General features: G+C 66.8%; 22 protein-coding genes and 1 tRNA gene. 14 read left to right on the plus strand and 9 right to left on the minus strand.

Annotated features, from left to right (window positions below):
- Positions 1-14 precede the first annotated feature (14 nt).
- From D3874_RS00510 to D3874_RS00525, 4 genes are all read right to left on the minus strand, one after another.
- Positions 15-239 carry a DUF1150 family protein gene (locus tag D3874_RS00510; protein ID WP_199698860.1) on the minus strand — a complete coding sequence of 75 codons (225 nt, stop codon included), beginning with the start codon at positions 237-239 and terminating at the stop codon, positions 15-17.
- 41 nt (positions 240-280) lie between these two features.
- Complete coding sequence (locus D3874_RS00515; RefSeq protein ID WP_119775303.1) at positions 281-745, minus strand: Hsp20 family protein; 465 nt, start codon at positions 743-745, stop codon at positions 281-283.
- 161 nt (positions 746-906) lie between these two features.
- Entirely contained in the window at positions 907-1,416 is a 510-nt protein-coding gene (gpt, locus tag D3874_RS00520; protein ID WP_119775306.1) for a xanthine phosphoribosyltransferase, read from the minus strand.
- Positions 1,417-1,481: 65 nt separating this feature from the next.
- The gene (locus D3874_RS00525; RefSeq protein WP_119775309.1) at positions 1,482-2,075 is read right to left on the minus strand and encodes a TetR/AcrR family transcriptional regulator; all 594 of its coding nucleotides are present in this window, start codon (positions 2,073-2,075) and stop codon (positions 1,482-1,484) included.
- A gap of 122 nt (positions 2,076-2,197) precedes the next feature.
- Here D3874_RS00525 and D3874_RS00530 point away from each other — a divergent pair, with 122 nt between their 5' ends.
- Positions 2,198-3,127 carry a metal-dependent hydrolase gene (locus D3874_RS00530; protein WP_119775312.1) on the plus strand — a complete coding sequence of 310 codons (930 nt, stop codon included), beginning with the start codon at positions 2,198-2,200 and terminating at the stop codon, positions 3,125-3,127.
- Positions 3,124-4,026, plus strand: a complete 903-nt coding sequence (locus tag D3874_RS00535; RefSeq protein WP_119775315.1) for an alpha/beta fold hydrolase — start codon at positions 3,124-3,126, stop codon at positions 4,024-4,026. Before D3874_RS00530 ends, D3874_RS00535 begins: the two co-directional genes overlap by 4 nt.
- Before the next feature lie 57 nt (positions 4,027-4,083).
- Here the strand turns inward: D3874_RS00535 and D3874_RS00540 are convergent.
- Both D3874_RS00540 and D3874_RS00545 read right to left on the minus strand, forming a co-directional pair.
- Positions 4,084-4,159, minus strand: a tRNA-Ala gene (locus D3874_RS00540).
- A gap of 95 nt (positions 4,160-4,254) precedes the next feature.
- Entirely contained in the window at positions 4,255-4,755 is a 501-nt protein-coding gene (locus D3874_RS00545) for a TIGR02300 family protein (RefSeq protein ID WP_119775318.1), read from the minus strand.
- 117 nt (positions 4,756-4,872) lie between these two features.
- On the opposite strand from D3874_RS00545, the gene aroA reads away from it, so the two are divergent.
- From aroA to rpsA, 3 genes are all read left to right on the plus strand, one after another.
- Positions 4,873-6,198, plus strand: a complete 1,326-nt coding sequence (aroA, locus tag D3874_RS00550) for a 3-phosphoshikimate 1-carboxyvinyltransferase (RefSeq protein WP_119775321.1) — start codon at positions 4,873-4,875, stop codon at positions 6,196-6,198.
- Positions 6,195-6,848, plus strand: a complete 654-nt coding sequence (gene cmk, locus D3874_RS00555) for a (d)CMP kinase (RefSeq protein WP_119775324.1) — start codon at positions 6,195-6,197, stop codon at positions 6,846-6,848. Before aroA ends, cmk begins: the two co-directional genes overlap by 4 nt.
- Positions 6,849-6,962: 114 nt before the next feature.
- Positions 6,963-8,696, plus strand: coding sequence for a 30S ribosomal protein S1 (gene rpsA / locus D3874_RS00560; protein ID WP_119775326.1), 1,734 nt, complete (start codon positions 6,963-6,965; stop codon positions 8,694-8,696).
- Between the two features lie 72 nt (positions 8,697-8,768).
- On the opposite strand, the gene D3874_RS00565 is transcribed toward rpsA, so the two are convergent.
- Positions 8,769-9,185: a hypothetical protein gene (locus D3874_RS00565; protein ID WP_147385470.1), complete on the minus strand. Its 417-nt coding sequence runs from the start codon at positions 9,183-9,185 to the stop codon at positions 8,769-8,771.
- Between the two features lie 167 nt (positions 9,186-9,352).
- Here D3874_RS00565 and sppA point away from each other — a divergent pair, with 167 nt between their 5' ends.
- The 5 genes from sppA to D3874_RS00590 are packed head-to-tail and all read left to right on the plus strand — an operon-like array spanning position 9,353 to position 13,019.
- Positions 9,353-10,261: a signal peptide peptidase SppA gene (gene sppA, locus D3874_RS00570; RefSeq protein WP_119775332.1), complete on the plus strand. Its 909-nt coding sequence runs from the start codon at positions 9,353-9,355 to the stop codon at positions 10,259-10,261.
- Positions 10,262-10,290: 29 nt separating this feature from the next.
- Positions 10,291-10,593, plus strand: a complete 303-nt coding sequence (gene ihfB, locus D3874_RS00575; protein WP_119775335.1) for an integration host factor subunit beta — start codon at positions 10,291-10,293, stop codon at positions 10,591-10,593.
- Positions 10,594-10,612: 19 nt separating this feature from the next.
- Entirely contained in the window at positions 10,613-10,969 is a 357-nt protein-coding gene (locus D3874_RS00580; protein WP_119775338.1) for a LapA family protein, read from the plus strand.
- Positions 10,966-11,916, plus strand: coding sequence for a bifunctional Delta(1)-pyrroline-2-carboxylate/Delta(1)-piperideine-2-carboxylate reductase (lhpI, locus tag D3874_RS00585; RefSeq protein WP_119775340.1), 951 nt, complete (start codon positions 10,966-10,968; stop codon positions 11,914-11,916). Before D3874_RS00580 ends, lhpI begins: the two co-directional genes overlap by 4 nt.
- Positions 11,913-13,019, plus strand: coding sequence for an NAD(P)/FAD-dependent oxidoreductase (locus D3874_RS00590; protein ID WP_119775343.1), 1,107 nt, complete (start codon positions 11,913-11,915; stop codon positions 13,017-13,019). Before lhpI ends, D3874_RS00590 begins: the two co-directional genes overlap by 4 nt.
- 9 nt (positions 13,020-13,028) lie before the next feature.
- On the opposite strand, the gene D3874_RS00595 is transcribed toward D3874_RS00590, so the two are convergent.
- The gene (locus tag D3874_RS00595) at positions 13,029-13,907 is read right to left on the minus strand and encodes a nucleotidyl transferase AbiEii/AbiGii toxin family protein (RefSeq protein WP_119775346.1); all 879 of its coding nucleotides are present in this window, start codon (positions 13,905-13,907) and stop codon (positions 13,029-13,031) included.
- Complete coding sequence (locus D3874_RS00600; protein WP_147385471.1) at positions 13,900-14,799, minus strand: type IV toxin-antitoxin system AbiEi family antitoxin domain-containing protein; 900 nt, start codon at positions 14,797-14,799, stop codon at positions 13,900-13,902. Before D3874_RS00600 ends, D3874_RS00595 begins: the two co-directional genes overlap by 8 nt.
- A 179-nt stretch (positions 14,800-14,978) precedes the next feature.
- On the opposite strand from D3874_RS00600, the gene D3874_RS00605 reads away from it, so the two are divergent.
- From D3874_RS00605 to accD, 4 genes are read left to right on the plus strand one after another with little or no spacing between them, the layout of a single operon-like run.
- Positions 14,979-15,623, plus strand: a complete 645-nt coding sequence (locus D3874_RS00605) for a phosphoribosylanthranilate isomerase (RefSeq protein ID WP_119775351.1) — start codon at positions 14,979-14,981, stop codon at positions 15,621-15,623.
- A gap of 4 nt (positions 15,624-15,627) precedes the next feature.
- Positions 15,628-16,854, plus strand: a complete 1,227-nt coding sequence (gene trpB, locus D3874_RS00610) for a tryptophan synthase subunit beta (protein ID WP_119776618.1) — start codon at positions 15,628-15,630, stop codon at positions 16,852-16,854.
- Positions 16,851-17,687: a tryptophan synthase subunit alpha gene (gene trpA / locus D3874_RS00615; protein ID WP_119775354.1), complete on the plus strand. Its 837-nt coding sequence runs from the start codon at positions 16,851-16,853 to the stop codon at positions 17,685-17,687. Before trpB ends, trpA begins: the two co-directional genes overlap by 4 nt.
- A gap of 18 nt (positions 17,688-17,705) precedes the next feature.
- Positions 17,706-18,590: an acetyl-CoA carboxylase, carboxyltransferase subunit beta gene (accD, locus tag D3874_RS00620; RefSeq protein ID WP_119775356.1), complete on the plus strand. Its 885-nt coding sequence runs from the start codon at positions 17,706-17,708 to the stop codon at positions 18,588-18,590.
- The last annotated feature ends 14 nt before the right edge of the window (positions 18,591-18,604 follow it).

An 18,604-nucleotide genomic window follows, 5' to 3' on the forward strand; every position in this document is an offset into this window, starting at 1 on the left:
TTGAGGGCCAACCATCAATGCACGCTGAGCGGCTGCATCTCGTATTGGACGGCGGCGGCGAAGGCCAGTTCGCGGTTGGCGACCAGGGCCAGGGGCGAGCCGTCGGCGCCGTGGACCGCGACGACCTGCTTGCCGTCGACCTCGACCGGCTTGATGTAGACCAGGGCGCCACCGCCCAGCGCTGCCAGCGCTTCGGGCGTGATGTGCCGGATATTGGCGTCGTTGTTCTCGATGTTCACTTTACACCTCCAGTACGGCGACCGGATAGTCCGACGCACGCTCAACGGGCCTGCTCGGCCCCGTTACGCGGCTCGATGACGCCGTCTTCCAGGGAGGCGTCCGAGTCGATCGGGATGGTGCGCACCACGCTGGCCGGCACGGGCCGGCGCAGATCGATGTGCAGGAGCCCGTTGTCGAGCCCTGCCCGCACGATCTCGATTCCTTCCGCCAGCACGAAGCTCTTCTGGAACTGCCGTGCGGCGATACCCCGATGCAGATAGGTCCGCTTGTTGTCTTCGGCCTGACGGCCCCGGACGATGAGTTGATTCTCTTCGACCGTGACGCTCAGGTCTTCGCGGGCAAAACCGGCCACCGCCAGCGTGATGCGCAGCGCATTGGCACCCGTCTGCTCGATATTGTAGGGCGGATAGCCATCCGTGGCCGATTTGGCCACGCGGTCGAGCACCCGCTCCATGTGATCGAAGCCCAGCAACAAGGGGCTGTTGAATACCGACATCCGCGTCATCGCCTTGCAACTCCTCGAACCGAGCGAGCCGCCCTTGACCTGAAATTATCGGACCTGACGGTCCCGGAAGCGACGTGGCCCTGACGGCACCACACGCCTAGAGATCATCTGGCGATGGCTGACGGAAAATCAAGGGCGCTACCGCCGCAGGGCGGCCCCGCCTAGCCGGGATGGCCGTCGCGAATCGGCGGCTGGAACGACAGGCCCAGGTCCCAGGGAAAATAGATCCAGGTGTCCTGGCTCACCTCGGTGACGAAGGTGTCCACCAGCGGCCGGCCCATGGGCTTGGCATAGACGGTGGCGAAATGGGCCTTGGGCAGCATGTCGCGCACGAGGCGGGCGGTCTTGCCGGTGTCGACCAGGTCGTCGATCAGCAGGATGCGGGTGCCGCCGTCGGCCGTCAGGGCCGCCACCTCGGGCCCGACGCCCTTGAGGATCTGGGCGGCGCCCTGTTCCTTGTAGTCGTGGTAGGAGGCGATGCAGACCGTGTCGATCAGCCGGATGCCCAGTTCGCGGGCGATGATCAGCGCCGGCACCAGGCCGCCCCGGGTGATGCAGACGATGGCCTCGAAGCCGCGGTCGCCGGACAGGCGCCAGGACAGGGCACGGGCATCCCGGTGAAACTGCTCCCAGGAAACGGGAAAGGCTTTCTGGCTGCTGGGCTCGGACATGCGGCGGGAAATCCTGCTGGGCTGATTCGATTCCGGTACCCGCGCCGAGGCGGGCGTCGGACAGATTATCGATCTGCCTGCGCGCCGCCCACGCCTGAATCGGCGGCCGTGCGGGCGGGCAGCAGCCCTGCGACCGCAGCCCGCGCGGCTTGCAGAACCTCGGTGCGCCCCTCGGCGCTTGCCATGGCCCGGGCGATGAGAATGGCACCCGCCGCCTGGGTGATGAGCGCCCAGGCCGAAGCAGCGTTCCCGGTGACGGCCATCAGGTTCTCCTGGATGCGGCGGATCGTGCGTTCGAAGGTCTCGCGGGTTTCCCGGCTCGCCCGGCCCACTTCTGCCGCCAGGGTGGGCATCGGGCACCCCAACTCGGGATGGTCGACATGGAAGTCGCTGAGGTAACCGCTGGCGAAGGCCCGGATCCTGTCCACGTCGGGTGTTTCCACGGCCGGCAGCAGCTTGAGGAGTTCATGCTCGACGATCGCCTGCAGCAGTTCCGTCTTGGACGTGAACTGCGAATAGAAGGCGCCGGTGGTGACGCCTGCCGCCGACACCAGCGCACTCAACCCCGTCGCGCCGAAGCCCTCCTTCTTGGCCAGCGCCCCCGCCTTTTCCAGGAGGCGCGCCCGGCTGGTGGGTTTGTGGTGGGGTCCATAACGCATAGGCGGACATTCCTTTTTTGTCGGTCGACAAATTTGTCAGTTGACAAAGCATAGTATAACGATCGGTATTATAACGATCATTATCCTATGCGTTCAACACTGATAATCTTGGGAGGCATGACATGGCGACAGCGGTTCAGGCATCGACCGCGACTTGGGAGATCCGCGCCCGGCGGGTGGCCTTCGATTGGACAAATCCGCCGCTGCGCTGGCTGCCGGAGGATCCCTTCGGCGCCCATTGGGTCAACCAGTTCAGTTTCACCCTGGTGAAGGGCGAGGGGTTCTTCTGCCGGACCTTCACCCAGGCCCTGCCGCGGATCGGGGATGCGAAATTGCGCCAGGACGTGGAGACCTTCATCCGGCAGGAGGCGATTCATGCCGGCGCCCACAAGGTGTCGATCGAGGAATATCTCTCCCGCTATGGCACCGACATCGCGGACAACTACCGCCGGTCCGCCCGCCTGTTCGAGCGGACCCTGGCCGAAAAGCCCCTGGGCATCCGGCTGCCGGCCTTCATGCAGCGGCGGTGGCTGCTCGTCCGCGTCGGCCTGGTGGCGGCAGCCGAGCATTTCACCTGCGCCCTGGGCCAGTTCGCACTGAAGCAGGCCAATTGGAAGGCCGGGGGCGACCCGGTCGTCACCGACCTGTTTACCTGGCACTGCGCCGAAGAGGTCGAGCACCGGACCGTCGCCTATGATCTGTATCGCCACCTGGGCGGCGGCTATCTTCTGCGGGCCGCCCTGATGGCGATCACCGGCCCGGTCCTCGTCTATCTGATGGCGGCGGGGACGGCGCGTTTCGCCCGCACCGACGAGGGCTTGCCCCGGTCGCAGAAAAGCCTGTTCCGCCGGGGCTTCTGGCAAGCTTGGCGGCGCTCGGCGCGGCTGGACAACATCCCGTCCGTGGGATGGTTCGCGACCACGGCGCTGCGCTTCTTCAAGCCGGGCTACCACCCGCTGCACGAAGGATCGACGGAACTGGCCCTGGCCTACATCAACCAGTCACCCGGTGTCGCCGCCTATGAGGCAGCGACGGCGAGGCGCGCATCATGAGCAGCCCCAATGCAACTCGAGCCATGCCCGAGCCGCGCTTCGTGCGCAACGACGACGTCGACCTCGCCACCTACCAATGGGGCGGGCGCGACGGGGACGAGACCATCGTCTTCCTGCACGGCTATCCCGATGCGGCGGCTGTCTGGGCCGACATCGCCGCCCTGCTGGCCGACCGCTTCCGGGTCGTCGCCTTCGACATGCGCGGCACCGGCCAGTCGACGACCCCGTCCGGGCGTAATGCCTATGGTTTCGACAGGCTGATCGGCGATCTCGAGGCGGTCCTCGATGCCGTCAGCCCCGATCGGCCGGTCCACATCGTCGGCCATGACTGGGGCGCGCTGCAGGGATGGGAGGCCGTGCTGGGCGAGCAACTCAAAGGGCGAATCGCCTCCTTTTCCACGGCAGCCCCCAGTCTCGATCACGTCGGCCACTGGTTTCACGGGCAATTGCGGGCCAAGACGCTGGCCGGCCTCGGCCGCTTCGTTCGCCGGGCGCTGGCCTCGTCCTATATGCTCATGCTTCAGATTCCCGTCATTCCCGAGATGACCTGGCGCCTTGGCCTGGGACGGCTGTGGCCCCGGCTGGTCTCGCGGCTGGAAAGGCTTCCCGTCGCCGGGCGGCACGGTCAGGTCCGGGATGCGATCAGCGGCCTTGGCCTCTACCGGACCAATCTCCTGCCGACACTGCGCCGCCCCAGCAGCCGTTCGACCGACCTGCCGGTGCAGTTGCTGGTCATGACCCGGGATCCCTTCGTGCCTGCCTTCCTGTTCGACGGGATGGAACAGTGGGCGCCTAACCTGCGCCGTACCGCGATCGACAGCGGTCATTGGGGTATACTGGCCCGGCCCGCCGACTTCGCCGGCCATGTCGCGGATTTCGTAACGCAGCAGCGCAACTGACGGCCCAAAACAAGAAAGGCGACCCTTTCGGATCGCCTTTCTTGTTCAGTGGACGGTTGGTGGAGCCAATCGGAATCGAACCGACGACCTCTTGAATGCCATTCAAGCGCTCTCCCAACTGAGCTATGGCCCCGTACCGTCCCTGCCCGCCTGTTTCGCTGCGCCGTGGCAGCGTCCCCTGCGGAGCGCGGAACTTAGTGAGATCCCGCCCCCCGATCAAGAGGATTTTTAGCGATCTTTCTCATCGTCGAGATCGAGATCGGCATCGACCACGTCCTCGAGATCCTCGTCGTCGAGATCTTCGTCCTCTTCGAGCAGGACGTCATCCTCCTCGACTTCCTCTTCCTCGACCGCATCGTCGACATCGACCAGGGGCTCGCCCTCTTCGTCGGTCGCATCGGCGTCGGCGATGATGTCCTCCTCGTCGCCGCCCAACTCCTCGATGCCGGGATCTTCCTCTTCGTCCTCGTCATCGACGACGGCGCGGGGCTCGGCATCCTCGTCGACTTCCTCATCGTCGAGTTCGTCGACCACGGCGCCGGCCTTCAGCGCAGCGGCGGCCTTCAGTTTGGCCTTGGGGTCGGGCCGCACGCGGCGGGCCTTCAACGCGGCTTCGGGTTCAAAGACGGTCTCGCACTTGGGGCACACGATCGGATCGCGGCCCATGTCATAAAAGCGCGTCGCGCAGGCGAGGCACTGCCGCTTTGCGCCCCATTCAGGTTTCGCCAAAGTCGTCTCCCACGGGAAAAATCAGGGGGTGGCTTTGCCACGAAGCGCGCGGTCTGTCAAAGCGAATGGCGCCGTGCTAGTAGCACCCCTCGTCGATTCGGACTTTGAGGCTCCAAAGTGCCCGCCCTGACCGCCCAAAGCTGCCCCGCCCTTGCCGGCACCGTCACGGTGCCCGGCGACAAGTCGATCTCCCACCGCGCCCTGATTCTCGGCGGCCTGGCGATCGGCCGGACCGAGGTCACCGGCCTGCTGGAAGGCGACGACGTGCTGCGCACCGCCGAAGCCATGCGGCGCCTGGGCGCCACCGTCACGCGCGTCGGCCCCGGCCACTGGCAGGTCGACGGTGTCGGCGTCGGCGCCTTGTCCGAGCCCGGCGACATCCTGGACCTGGGCAATTCGGGCACCGGCGCACGGCTGCTGATGGGCCTGGTCGCCGGCCATCCGATCACCGCCGTGTTCACCGGCGACGCCTCGCTGAACAAGCGCCCCATGGCCCGGGTGACCGAGCCCCTGTCGCGCATGGGCGCCGGCTTCGTCGGCCGGGCCGGCAACCGCCTGCCGCTGGCCGTGGTCGGCGCCCGCGCGCCCATGCCCATCGAATACCGCCTGCCCGTCGCCTCGGCCCAGGTGAAATCGGCGATCCTGCTGGCCGGCCTGAATGCGCCGGGCGAGACCATCGTGATCGAGCCCGAACCCACGCGCGACCATTCCGAACGGCTGCTGGGCCATTTCGGCGCGGTGGTGAAGATCGTGGACCTGGCCGACGGCAGCCGCCGCGTCACCCTGCGGGGCCAGCCGGAACTGATTGCCGCCCCGGTGGTGGTCCCCGGCGACCCCTCGTCCGCCGCCTTCCCGCTGGTGGCCGGCCTGATCGTGCCGGGGTCCGACATCACGATCACCAATGTGGGCCTCAATCCCTTGCGGATCGGCCTGTTCGACACGCTGATCGAGATGGGCGCGCAGATCGAGTTCCTGAACAAGCGCAACGCCGGCGGCGAACCCGTTGCCGACCTGCGGGTGCGTCATTCGGTGTTGAAGGGTGTCGACGTGCCGGCCAGCCGGGCGCCGTCCATGATCGACGAATACCCGATCCTTTCGGTCGCCGCCGCCTTTGCCACGGGCACCACGCGCATGAACGGCCTGGCCGAGTTGCGGGTGAAGGAAAGCGACCGGCTGGCGGCGATTGCCGCCGGCCTGGCCGCCAACGGGGTCGCCCACGAGGCCGGCGCCGACACGCTGGTCGTGGCCGGCAAGGGCACGGTGGCCGGCGGCGGCACGGTCGCCACCCACCTGGACCATCGCATCGCCATGTCCTTCCTGGTCATGGGCCTGGCCGCCGCCCGGCCGGTGACGGTGGACGACGATCACATGATCGACACCTCCTTCCCCGGCTTCGCCGCCTTGATGACCGCGCTGGGCGCGGGCTTCTCGAGGGCGGGGTGAGCGCTTTCGTCGTCGCGATCGACGGCCCTGCGGCCGCGGGCAAGGGCACCCTGGCGCGCCGCCTGGCCGAAGCCTTCGATTTCGCCTATCTCGATACCGGCTCGCTCTACCGGGCCGTGGCGCTGGCCCTGTTGCGCGCCGGCAATCCCCAACCGACCGAAGCCCAGGCGGCAACTGCCGCCGCCGCCCTGGACCTGGGCCTGACCGGCGATGCCGCCCTGCGGGACGAGGCGACCGGCAACCTGGCCAGCGTGGTCGCCGCCATGCCGCGGGTGCGCACCGCCCTGCTGGGCCTGCAGCGCGACGTGGCGGTCAATCCGCCCGGCGGCAAGGCCGGGGTGATCCTGGACGGCCGCGACATCGGCACCGTGATTTACCCGGAAGCGCCGGTGAAGCTGTTCCTGACCGCCAGCGTCGACGCCCGGGCGGCGCGGCGCTACCTCGAACTGGTGGACAAGGGCGTGCGCGCCGATCTGGACCAGATTCGGGCGGAAATCGCCGCCCGCGACGCCCGCGACGCCGGCCGGGCGACCGCGCCGCTGAAGGCGGCCGACGACGCCTACTTGCTGGATACCTCGAATTTGGGTATTGAAGACGTCTTCGCCAAGGCGAAGACCATCATCGAGAAGGCGCGGGGGACGCAAGCCTAGGGCTTGCTGTTGGCCGTGCCGTTCGCCGTTTGAACCGCCCCTGGGAGGATTAGGGGAAGACCGTCGGAGACAACCGGCAGGCCAGGAATAGAGACTATAGGAGTTTACTGACCAATGGCATCTGCATCGACCGCGCTGGATTTCGGCGCCAAAGAAAGTTTCGCGGACCTGCTCGACGAGAGCTTCGGTTCCGCCAATTCCCTTGAAGGCAGCGTCATCGAAGGTCGCGTCGTCGCGATCGAAAACGATTTCGCGGTGATCGACGTCGGCCTGAAGGCCGAGGGCCGCGTGCTGCTCAAGGAATTCGCTGCGCCCGGCCAAAAGGCCGAGCTGAAGCCCGGCGACATTGTCGAGGTCTACCTCGAGCGCATGGAAAATGCGATGGGCGAAGCGGTGATCAGCCGCGAGAAGGCCCGCCGCGAAGAAGCCTGGACCATCCTGGAGCGGGCGTTCGAGAAGGGCCAGCGCGTCGAAGGCGTGATCTTCGGCCGCGTCAAGGGTGGCTTCACGGTCGACCTGTCGGGCGCCGTCGCCTTCCTGCCCGGCAGCCAGGTCGACGTCCGCCCCGTGCGCGACATCACCCCGCTGATGGGCGTGCCCCAGCCCTTCCAGATCCTCAAGATGGATCGCCGCCGCGGCAACATCGTCGTGTCGCGTCGCGCCGTGCTTGAAGAGACTCGCGCCGAAGCCCGTACCGAGCTGGTCGCGAACCTCAAGGAAGGCCAGATCCTCGAAGGCGTGGTCAAGAACATCACCGACTACGGTGCGTTCGTCGACCTGGGCGGCGTCGACGGCCTGCTGCATGTCACCGACATTGCCTGGCGCCGCGTCAACCACCCCTCCGAGGCGCTGACGATCGGCCAGACCGTGAAGGTTCAGGTCATCCGCGTGAACCCGGAAACCCAGCGCATTTCGCTGGGCATGAAGCAGCTCCTCGCCGATCCGTGGGACGGTGTCTCGGTCAAGTATCCGGTGGGCGTGAAGTTCCTCGGCCGCGTGACCAACATCACCGACTACGGCGCCTTCGTGGAACTGGAGCCGGGCGTCGAAGGCCTGGTCCACGTCTCCGAAATGAGCTGGACCAAGAAGAACGTCCATCCGGGCAAGATCGTCTCCACCTCCCAGGAAGTGGAAGTGATGGTGCTCGAGGTCGACGCCAACAAGCGTCGCATCTCGCTGGGTCTCAAGCAGTGCCTCGAGAACCCGTGGTCGGCCTTTGCCGGCCAGCATCCGCAGAACACGGAAATCGAGGGTGAGGTCAAGAACATCACCGAATTCGGTCTGTTCATCGGTCTCGACGGCGGCGTGGACGGCATGGTCCACCTCTCCGACCTCGACTGGAACCGTCCTGGCGAACAGGCGATCCAGGACTACAAGAAGGGCGACATGGTGCGTGCCATCGTTCTCGACGTCGATGTCGAGAAGGAGCGCATCTCGCTCGGCGTCAAGCAGCTCGGCCGCGATCCCCTTGCCAACAACAACGAAGTCCGCAAGGGCCAGGTTGTGACCGGCACGGTGACCGAGGTCAACGAGGGTGGCGTTGAAGTGGCGATCGGCGACGATGGCGTGCGCGGCTTCATCCGCCGGGCCGACCTCGCCCGTGACCGGCAGGACCAGCGCCCCGAGCGCTTTGCCGTCGGCGACAAGATCGACGCCAAGATCACCAACGTCGACCGTGCCACCCGCAAGCTCCAGCTCTCGATCAAGGCACGCGAGATCGAGGAAGAGAAGGAAGCGGTTGCGCAGTTCGGCTCGTCCGACTCGGGCGCCTCGCTCGGCGACATCCTGGGTGCCGCCATGTCCAAGGCCCGCGCCCGCGCGGAAGCCGAGAACAGCGACGACGAGTAATCTCGTCCATCACGCTTGAAGAAGTCGGGGCGCGCTGGCAACAGCGCGCCCCGATGCTTTTGGGGGCAGAGATCAATCGTATTGCTTGCCGGTCCAGACGAAGACGTGACGGCTGTCATCGAAGCTCAGGTCGTGCATCCCCTTATGCACAGCGTCGCGCACAGTCACCCTCTCACCGAAATTCGGAAATTCGATGGGCTTGCTAGAAAAGCCCTGCGTCGTCGCGAGAATAGCAAAGGCGGCGCAACCCGAAGACCCGCACCACTCGATGCCTTGCATATGGATGATCAAATCAGGGCGACCGTCGTCGTTTAGCTCCACAGTTCCAACAAGGAAATCCTCAACACTCGGCATGTCGGTATCTAACGCCTGCTCAATCACCTTCTCGACAGCCTTTTTTTGGGCGGGCGTCGGGACCTTATCCGGGGCGACCACCGTCTCCGCCGCAGCCGGCAGACAAACCCAAACAGCCAGGAAGGCCGCAGCCATTCTAAAGGTCTTCATCGCTTCCCCATCCCGGCAGGCGGCACGCGCGGTGAAATACCGGGCATCGCACGCATTGATTGAATCCACAAATGCCCCTCACCGGGCAAGCCCCTTGCGCCGCCGCCTGGGCTGGTTACGCTGCCTGCGTCAACTCCAGGGCGGGCTGTTTCATGAGCATTTCGGGTGGCGGCGAGGATCTGTTGCTGGACCGGCGGCTGCTGCGGCGGCGGTTGACGCGCTGGCGGCTGCTGGCGCTGGCGGCGCTGGCCGTCGTCGGGGCGCTGGTCTTTCCCGGTGTGTTCGATGGCACCAGCCGGCCGCACATCGCGCGGCTGCCGGTCGAGGGCCTGATCGTCGCCAATGAGGAGCAGGTGGCCCTGATCGATGCCCTGGCCAAGGACGATGACGTCAAGGCGGTGATCCTGTCGATCGACAGCCCGGGCGGCACCACGGTCGGGGGCGAGGCGATCTATGACGCCTTGCGCCGGCTGGCCGACAAGAAACCGGTGGTGGCCTCGATCGGCACGCTGGGGACCTCGGCCGCCTATCTGATCGCCCTGGGCACCGACCGTATCTTTGCCTACGAGACCTCGCTGACCGGGTCGATCGGCGTGCTGATCCAGTCGCCGGAGTTCTCCAAGCTGATGGCCGAGGTGGGGATTTCGGTGAACGAGATCAAATCGGCGCCGCTGAAGGCCTCGCCCTCGCCCTTCGAGGCGATCTCGCCCGATGCCCGCGCCGCCCTGCAAGGGGTGATCGACGACAGCTTCGCCTGGTTCAAGGACATCGTGGCCGAACGGCGCAAGCTCTCGCCCGCGGAACTGGCCGCCGTCACCGACGGCCGCATCTTCACCGGCCGGCAGGCCCTGGCCGCCAAGCTGGTCGACGAACTGGGCGCCGAACGCCAGATCAGGGCCTGGCTCGAGTCCGAAAAAGGGCTCGAGCCGGACCTGCCCATCCTCAAGGCCGATCCCGAGGGCGAAGTTGATGTTTCAGACATCCTGAGCGGAAAAGCCTTTGTGCCAAAATGGCTTACCCTTGACGGTTTGACGGCCGTTTGGCACCCTCGCCTCGACTGAGGGGCTATGGGCGGGGAGCCAACGGGCCGATGATCAAGTCTGAGCTGATCCTGCGCCTGGCTGCCGCCAACCCCCATTTGTATCAACGCGACGTCGAACGCATCGTCTCCACCATCTTCCAGGAAGTGGCCGACGCCCTGGCGCGCGGCGACCGGGTCGAAATCCGCGGCTTCGGCGCCTTCTCGGTGAAGAGCCGGCCCGCCCGCACCGGCCGCAACCCGCGCACCGGCGAGGCGGTGGACGTCTCGGAGAAATTCGTGCCTTTCTTCAAGACCGGCAAGGAATTGCGCGAGCGCCTGAACCCAGGTGGCGGCGACGACTCCGAGGGCTGAGTCCCCAGGAACATCATCGATGAAGCTGCGCACCCTGCTGATCACCCTGCCCGTCGTCATCGTCCTGGTGGCCCTGGCGCTCGCCAATCGCAGCCCGGTGCGCCTGTCGGTGGATCCGTTCAACACCACGGCCCCCGCCTGGGCGATCGAACTGCCGCTGTTCGTCGTGCTGTTCCTAGCGATCTTCGTCGGCATCCTGATCGGCGGCGGCGTCGCCTGGGTCGCGGGGATGCGGCGCCGGGTCGTGCTCAAGCGCGACAACAAGGGCCTGCAACGCGACCTGGCGGCGGCCCAGCAGTCCGCCCCGGCGCCCACTGCCCCGGCGCCCACCACCCCCGTACCGCACGGTGCCGCCAACCTGCCCGTTCCCCGTTGAGTGCAGCGCCTGCCTTCACCCACGTCGGGGCCGAAGCCGCCAGCAGCGCCCTGACCTACCCGGCCCTGATCGATGCCTTGGGCGAGGCTTTCGCCGCCGGCCGGATCGAGGCGCCCCTGCGCGGCCACCATCCCATCCCCGATGGCCAGGGCCACACCAACACCTTCCTGGTCATGCCGGCCTGGGAGCCGGGCGCCTTCACCGGGGTGAAGCTGGTCACCGTGGCGCCGGGCAACAATGCCCGCGGCCTGGACTCGGTGATCGGCCTCTATGTCCTGTTCGACGCCGTCACGGGCGCCCCGCTGCTCTCGGCCGACGGCAGCGCGATCACCGTGCGGCGCACCGCCGCCGCCTCGGCCCTGGCCGCGCGCTATCTGGCCCGGGGCGATGCCCGCACCTTGCTCATGGTAGGTGCCGGCAACCTCAGCCCCCATCTGGTCGAGGCGCACCGCGCCGTCCGCCCCAACATCGAGCGGGTTCTGGTGTGGAACCGCAATCGCGACAAGGCCGCGGCCGTTGCGGCGGCGGTGGGCGGCACGGTGGCGGACGACCTCGAGGCGGCGGTCGCCGGGGCGGACATCGTCACCTGCGCCACCATGAGCACCGCGCCCCTGATCAAGGGCGCCTGGCTCAGGCCCGGCACCCATGTCGACCTGGTGGGCGGCTTTACGCCCGCCATGCGCGAGGTCGACGATACGGCGGTGACCCGGGCGCGGCTGTTCGTCGATACCCGCGCCGGCGCCCTGCACGAAGCCGGCGACCTGGCCGACCCGCTGGGCCGCGGCGTCATCGCGACGAGCGACGTGGTCGCCGACCTGGCCGAATTGGCGAGCGGCCGTGATCCCGGCCGCCGCTCGGCCTCCGAAATCACCCTGTTCAAGTCCGTGGGCACGGCGCTGGAAGACCTGGCGGCCGCGGCCCTGCTGTACCGGAGTTTGCGTGGATGAAACTGGTCGTGGTCGGGGCGGGCCTCTACGGCCTGTCCGTGGCGCGGGCGGCGATCGCCGCCGGCCATGAGGTCACCGTTGTCGAACAGGGGCCGGTGCCCAACCCGCTGGGCAGTTCGGTCGACCGCCACCGCCTGATCCGCTACCCCTACGGCGACCGCGACGGCTATGCCCTGATGGTGCGTGACGCCTTCCCTGCCTGGGAACGGGTATGGGCGGACCTGGGCACACGGCATTTCGTCGAGACCGGCACCCTGGCCCATTGCTTCCGGCCCGGCGACTGGGGCGCCCTCTCCGCCGCCTCGCTCGACCGCCTCGGCATCGCCTGCGAGCGCCTGTCGACGACGGAACTGGACCGGCGCTATCTCATGCTGACGTCCGTCGGGGTCGAGTCGGCGCTGTACCTGCCCAGCGGCGGTGCCCTGCTGGCCGACCGGATCATCGAAGGCCTGGCCGACCTGGTAAGACGCAGGGGCACGCTGATTGCGCAGATGGCGGTCACCGCGATCGATCCCGCCCGGGGGGCGGCGACCCTGGCCGACGGCCGCATCCTCGAAGGCGACGCCCTGGTGGTGACCGCCGGCCCCTGGACGACCCGGCTGGTGCCGGGCCTCGCCCCCGTGCTCACCCCCGCCCGCCAGGTTCTGATCTATACCGCCGTGCCTGCGCAATACCGGGCGGACTGGGCCAAGGCGCCGATGCTGCTGGAAATCGACCGCGACGAGGGCTTCTACGCCGTGCCGCCGGTCGACGGCTATCACCTGAAGATCGGCGACCACCGCATCGACGGCCCCGGTGCCGACCCGGACCTGAACCGGGTGCCCGGCGAGGACGAGTCCGTTCGCATCCTCGCGGCCGCCAAGCGCCGCTTCGCCGCCTTCGACGATTACCGCATCGTCGAGGCCAAGACCTGCTTCTACACCGTCACCACCGACGAACGCTTCCGCATCGAGGCCGAGGACAAGGCCCTGATCCTGTCCTGCTGCTCGGGCCACGGCTTCAAGTTCGGCCCCCTGGTCGGCGAGCGGGTGGTCGAATGCCTCGACGGCAAGGCGCCCGTGTCGAAGCTGCAAAGCTGGGCGGCGGGCCACTCGATTGCGTAATCCGGTCCATCACCACGGCAAGGCCCGGTAGAGCGCCTCGACCTTCTTGAAACAGGCATCGAAATCCGGCAGCTTCGGCAATTCGGCCGCCAGCGTTCCCCATTCCGCTCGCGCCCTTGCGACGACAAGCGGATCGTTGATCGAATGGACGCCGGGTGTAATCCCACGCGCCCGGCACTTCAGTCTGAAGGATTGAAGAATGCTGTGCATTTCCCTGTCGTCGAGGGGGAAATGCGTGACGAGGTAGGCGATGTCGTAGACATCCTGACGGCGGTAGCGCGGCTGATCACGTTCGGTCTGTTGCAGCAGGGCCCTGAATTTCTCGGCAATCAGATCGGTGAGGGCATAGGCGAACAACGTCGACCCGCGATCGTCCAGTCGAACCAACTCGGTTGCATTGATCGATTCATTGAAGCTGATATCCAGGCTTACCACCCTGGGCGATTGTCCGGCTTCGATCCGCCATTCGGACCGGTCGCCACGCCGGGCGTAGGCAACCGTTATTTTGAGGGCGGGAAACGACACGTTTGCCCCGCCAAATGGCCGGGGCTTCTCCTTGATCGACTGCACCGTCAGCACCAGATCGGGATAGCCGAGGCGGGCAGCAATCCGCGGCAGCAGGCGATCCAAATCCCCGCGCAGTTTCTCCCTCAGTCCAGGGACCGGCTCCAAGTCTGTTGAAAAGTCGATATCGGCGGTCCCGCGCAGGCTGCCGTAGACCACGGCCATCAACATGCCGCCCTTGAGGAAAATGCGGCTGCCATAGTCCGACAGCGCACCGATCGTGGTGAGAACGATCTCCGTAGCCTGCCGCTCGGCATAGGCCGCCGGGTCGGGCCTTGCCCGCTCCACCCATCGGCTGATATCGGCGATCCGCCCGTCAGACATTGATGGAAAGCATCCATTTTTCGGAATGGGCCGTCGCGAAATCCTTCGCCGGATCGAGAACACGGGAGCCCCCGCGCGCCGCGAAGCGAAGCCAGCCATCGGTTCGCGCGTCGCCCGCACCGATGACCTCGTCCAGCAGATAGCCGGCCCGCACCTTCACGATGGCGGCGTCGCTCTCGTCGATGGCGGCAACGATGTCGTCGAGGTAGGTCGGTGCATGTTCCCGCCAGATGTCGATGACATGGGCCATGCCGCCGCATCGTTGCGGCGTGTCCAGCATATCGAAAAAGGTCTGGCCGATCGTGGCCAGGCGCTCGTGCGTGCCGCGCACCGCAAGCCAACGCCCCAGCCGCGCCTTGCCAATCACATCGATCGGCCGGCCGCGCACCATCGCAGGGGGACGGATAAACATCAGCTTCACGGCTGACCCGGCGGGCATTTCCGGGAAGGGTTGACCGTAGTCGGCCATCATCCGCGCGTCGACATAGGCCCGTGCCGCGCTCGGCGTCGGCATGGTCAGGTGCAGGGCCTCCGGCCGCCGCTCGGTAAGACCCCACCGCTGCATGGCCGACAGATGGGAAACATAACCGAAGGGGTTGACCAGCGCGCAGACAGCCTCGGCACTGCCGCCGCCGACACTCGGCACCCGGTAGACACCCCGGCCATAGTCGGGGTCGACATCGAGCCCGAGCGTCCCGATCAGATTGTCGATGACGCGCCGCAATTGGTCGGCGGGCGGCGTCGCCGGGCGAATATAAAGCTTTCGCCCGCTTTCCTCGGCCATCAGCCCCCGCATGAGATGAAAAAGGGCATAGGCTGTTGTGACCGGCAGGACTTCAGCCTCCAGTTCCGCAAGTACAGCCGCCACCAAACGCGTTCGTTTGGCGGGCATGGGCACAACCGGGCCTGAGACAAATCTTGCCATCAACCTGCGTCGAGAAAATTCAACCCAGTATGCGTTACCAAGCGTCCTGAGGACGCTTGGTAACGCATACTGCTGATTATATTGCGAGGGACACTTCTGTCAAGGCTTGCGGCGCGCCGAATAACGATCTGCTATAAACCCGCCCCATGTCCATTCGTGCCAAGATTTGCGGCCTGAGCACCCCCGAGGCGGTCGATGCCGCCGTTGCCGGCGGCGCCAGCCACGCGGGCTTTGTGTTCTATCCACCCTCGCCCCGCAACCTGACGCCGGCCGCCGCCGCCGGCCTGATCGCGCGCCTGCCCGGCCATGTCACGCCGGTTGCCCTGGTGGTCGATGCCGACGATGCGGCGATTGAGGCGATCCTGGCAGCGGCGCCGGTGAAGATCATCCAGGCCCATGGCCGCGAGACGCCGGAACGGGTGGCGGCGATCGGCAGCCGCTTCGGCCTACCCGTGATGAAGGCGGTCGGGATCGCCGGCCCGGAGGATGTGGCGATCGCGCACGCCCACGAGGTGGTGGCCGACCTGTTGCTCCTCGACGCCAAACCGCCTAAGAAAGGCCTTCCCGGGGGGAATGGCCTGGTTTTCGACTGGCAGCTTATTGCCGGCGAGGCCTGGAAAAAGCCCTGGTTCCTGGCTGGCGGCCTGACGCCCGACAATGTCACCCTGGCGATCCGCACGGCGGGCGCCCCGGCGGTGGACGTGTCGAGCGGCGTCGAGCGTGCCCCGGGGGTGAAGGATCTCGACCTGATCGCGGCATTCCTGGCCGCGGTCGCGTCCGTTGAAGGATGATTTGATGGCCAAGGCGCCCCTGACGACGCCCAATTCCTACCGTGAAGGCCCCGACGAGCAGGGTCACTTCGGCATCTATGGCGGCCGTTATGTCGCCGAGACCTTGATGCCGCTGATCCTGGACCTGGAGAAGGCCTACGAGACCGCGCGCCACGATCCCGCCTTCCGCAGCGAACTCGACTATTTCCTGGAACATTACGTCGGCCGGCCCAGCCCGCTCTATTTCGCACAGCGCCTGACGGAGCACTTCGGCGGCGCCAAGATCTACCTGAAGCGCGAAGAGCTGAACCATACCGGCGCGCACAAGATCAACAATTGCATGGGCCAGATCCTGCTGGCCCGGCGCATGGGCAAGACGCGCATCATCGCCGAGACCGGGGCCGGCCAGCACGGCGTCGCCACCGCCACCGTGGCCGCCCGCTTCGGCCTGCCCTGTACCATCTACATGGGCAAGACCGACATCGAGCGGCAAAGCCCCAATGTCTTCCGCATGAAGCTGCTGGGCGCCGAGGTGATCCCGGTGACCAGCGGTTCGCAGACCCTGAAGGACGCCATGAACGAGGCGTTGCGCGACTGGGTCACCCGCGTCGACGAGACCTTCTACATCATCGGCACGGTCGCCGGCCCTCACCCCTACCCGGCCATGGTGCGCGATTTCCAGGCGGTGATCGGCACCGAGGCCAAGGCCCAGATGTTCAAGGCGGAAGGCCGCCTGCCCGATACCCTGGTCGCCTGTGTCGGCGGCGGTTCCAATGCCATCGGCCTGTTCTATCCCTTCCTGGACGACAAGACGGTGGCAATCGATGCCGTCGAGGCCGCCGGCCACGGTATCGAGACCGGCAAGCACGCCGCCTCGCTGGCCGCCGGGCGGCCGGGCGTGCTGCACGGCAACCGCACCTATCTGCTGCAGGACGACGACGGCCAGATCATCGAGGCGCATTCGATCTCGGCCGGGCTCGACTATCCCGGCATCGGCCCGGAACATTCCTGGTTGCACGACATCGGCCGGGTGAATTTCGTCTCGGCCACCGACATGGAGGCGCTGGACGCCTTCCAGCTCTGCGCCAAGCTCGAAGGCATCATCCCGGCGCTGGAATCGGCCCATGCCCTGGCCCATGTCGGCCGCATCGCGCCCAAGCTGCCCAAGGACCACATCATCCTGGTCAACCTGAGCGGCCGGGGCGACAAGGACATCTTCACCGTCGCCAGCGCGCTTGGAGCGAAATTGTGACCGTCGCCCGTATCGATGCCCGTTTCGCTGCCCTGAAGGACGAAGGCCGCCCCGGCCTGGTGGTGTTCGTGACCGCCGGCGACCCGGACCTGGAAACCTCGCTGGAGGTGATCAAGGCCCTGCCCGCGGCAGGGGCCGACGTGATCGAGATCGGCATGCCCTTCACCGATCCCATGGCCGACGGCCCGGCGATCCAGGCCAGCGGCCTGCGGGCCCTGGGCGGCGGGCAGACCCTGCGCAAGACGCTGGACCTGGTGCGGCGTTTCCGCGAGGGCGACAAGGCCACGCCGATCATCCTGATGGGCTACTACAACCCGATCTATTCCTATGGCGTGCCGAAGTTCCTGGCCGATGCCAACGCCGCCGGCATCGACGGGCTGATCGTGGTCGACCTGCCGGCCGAGGAAGACGACGAGTTGTGCCTGCCGGCGCTGGCGGCAGAGATCGCCTTCATCCGCCTGGCGACGCCCACCACCGACGACAAGCGCCTGCCCACGGTGCTGACCAATACCAGCGGCTTCGTCTACTACGTCTCGATCACCGGCATCACCGGCGCGGCCAGCCCCGATGCCACCAAGGTGGGGGCCGCGGTCGCGCGCATCCGCCGCCATACCGACCTGCCGATCGCGGTGGGCTTTGGTATCAATTCGCCCGAGCAGGCGGCAGCGATCGTCGAATATGCCGACGCGGCGGTGGTCGGCAGTGCCGTGGTCTCGCTGATCGGCAAGGCCGCGGCGGAAGGTGTTTCGGGCGCGCCGGTGGCGGCCCGGGTCAGTGAATTCGTGGCGCGTCTGGCCGCCGGCGTGCGCGGCGTGAAGCGCAACGCCGCCTAACAGTTCGAGGATCCAAGCATGGCGAATTGGCTGAACGACGTCGTCCGTCCCAAGATCCGGGCCGCCTTCGTCAAGCGCGACACGCCCGACAACCTGTGGACCAAGTGCCCCGGTTGCGGCCAGATGCTGTTCCACCGCGAACTGGCCGAGAACCTGAACGTCTGCCACCATTGCGGTCACCACATGCGCTTTGGCCTGAGCGAGCGCATCGAGCTGATCCTCGACCCCGGCTTCACCCTGGTGCCGATCCCCGAGGTCCAGCTCGACCCGCTGAAATTCCGCGATGAGAAGCGTTACACCGACCGCCTGAAGGACGCCCGGGCCAAGACCGGGCAGAACGATGCCATGGCGGTGGCCTATGGCACGGTCAACGGCCTGGGTGCCGTCCTGGCGGTACAGAATTTCGCCTTCATGGGCGGCTCCATGGGTCTGGCGGTGGGCGAGGCCCTGATCGCCGCGGCCGAACGGGCCGTCGATCACGGCGTGCCCCTGATCGTGGTTACCGCGGCCGGCGGCGCCCGCATGCAGGAAGGCATTCTCTCCCTGATGCAGATGCCGCGGTCAACCGTCGCGGTCGAAATGCTGCGCGATGCGAAGCTGCCCTATATCGTGGTGCTCACCGATCCGACCACCGGCGGCGTGACAGCGTCGTTCGCCATGCTGGGCGACATCCAGATGGCCGAGCCGGGTGCCCTGATCGGCTTTGCCGGCCAGCGCGTGATCGAGCAGACCATTCGCGAGAAACTGCCCGAAGGCTTCCAGCGTGCCGAATACCTGCTGGAACACGGCATCATCGACATGGTGGTGCCGCGCAAGGAAATGAAGGAACGGCTGACCAAGGTGGTCTCGCTCCTGATGAACCGGCGGCCGCCGCCAGCGGTGAAGCTGCCGGCGCGGGCCTGACCAAAAAAGCCCTC

The organism is Oleomonas cavernae (assembly GCF_003590945.1).
Lineage (GTDB): Bacteria > Pseudomonadota > Alphaproteobacteria > Zavarziniales > Zavarziniaceae > Zavarzinia > Zavarzinia cavernae.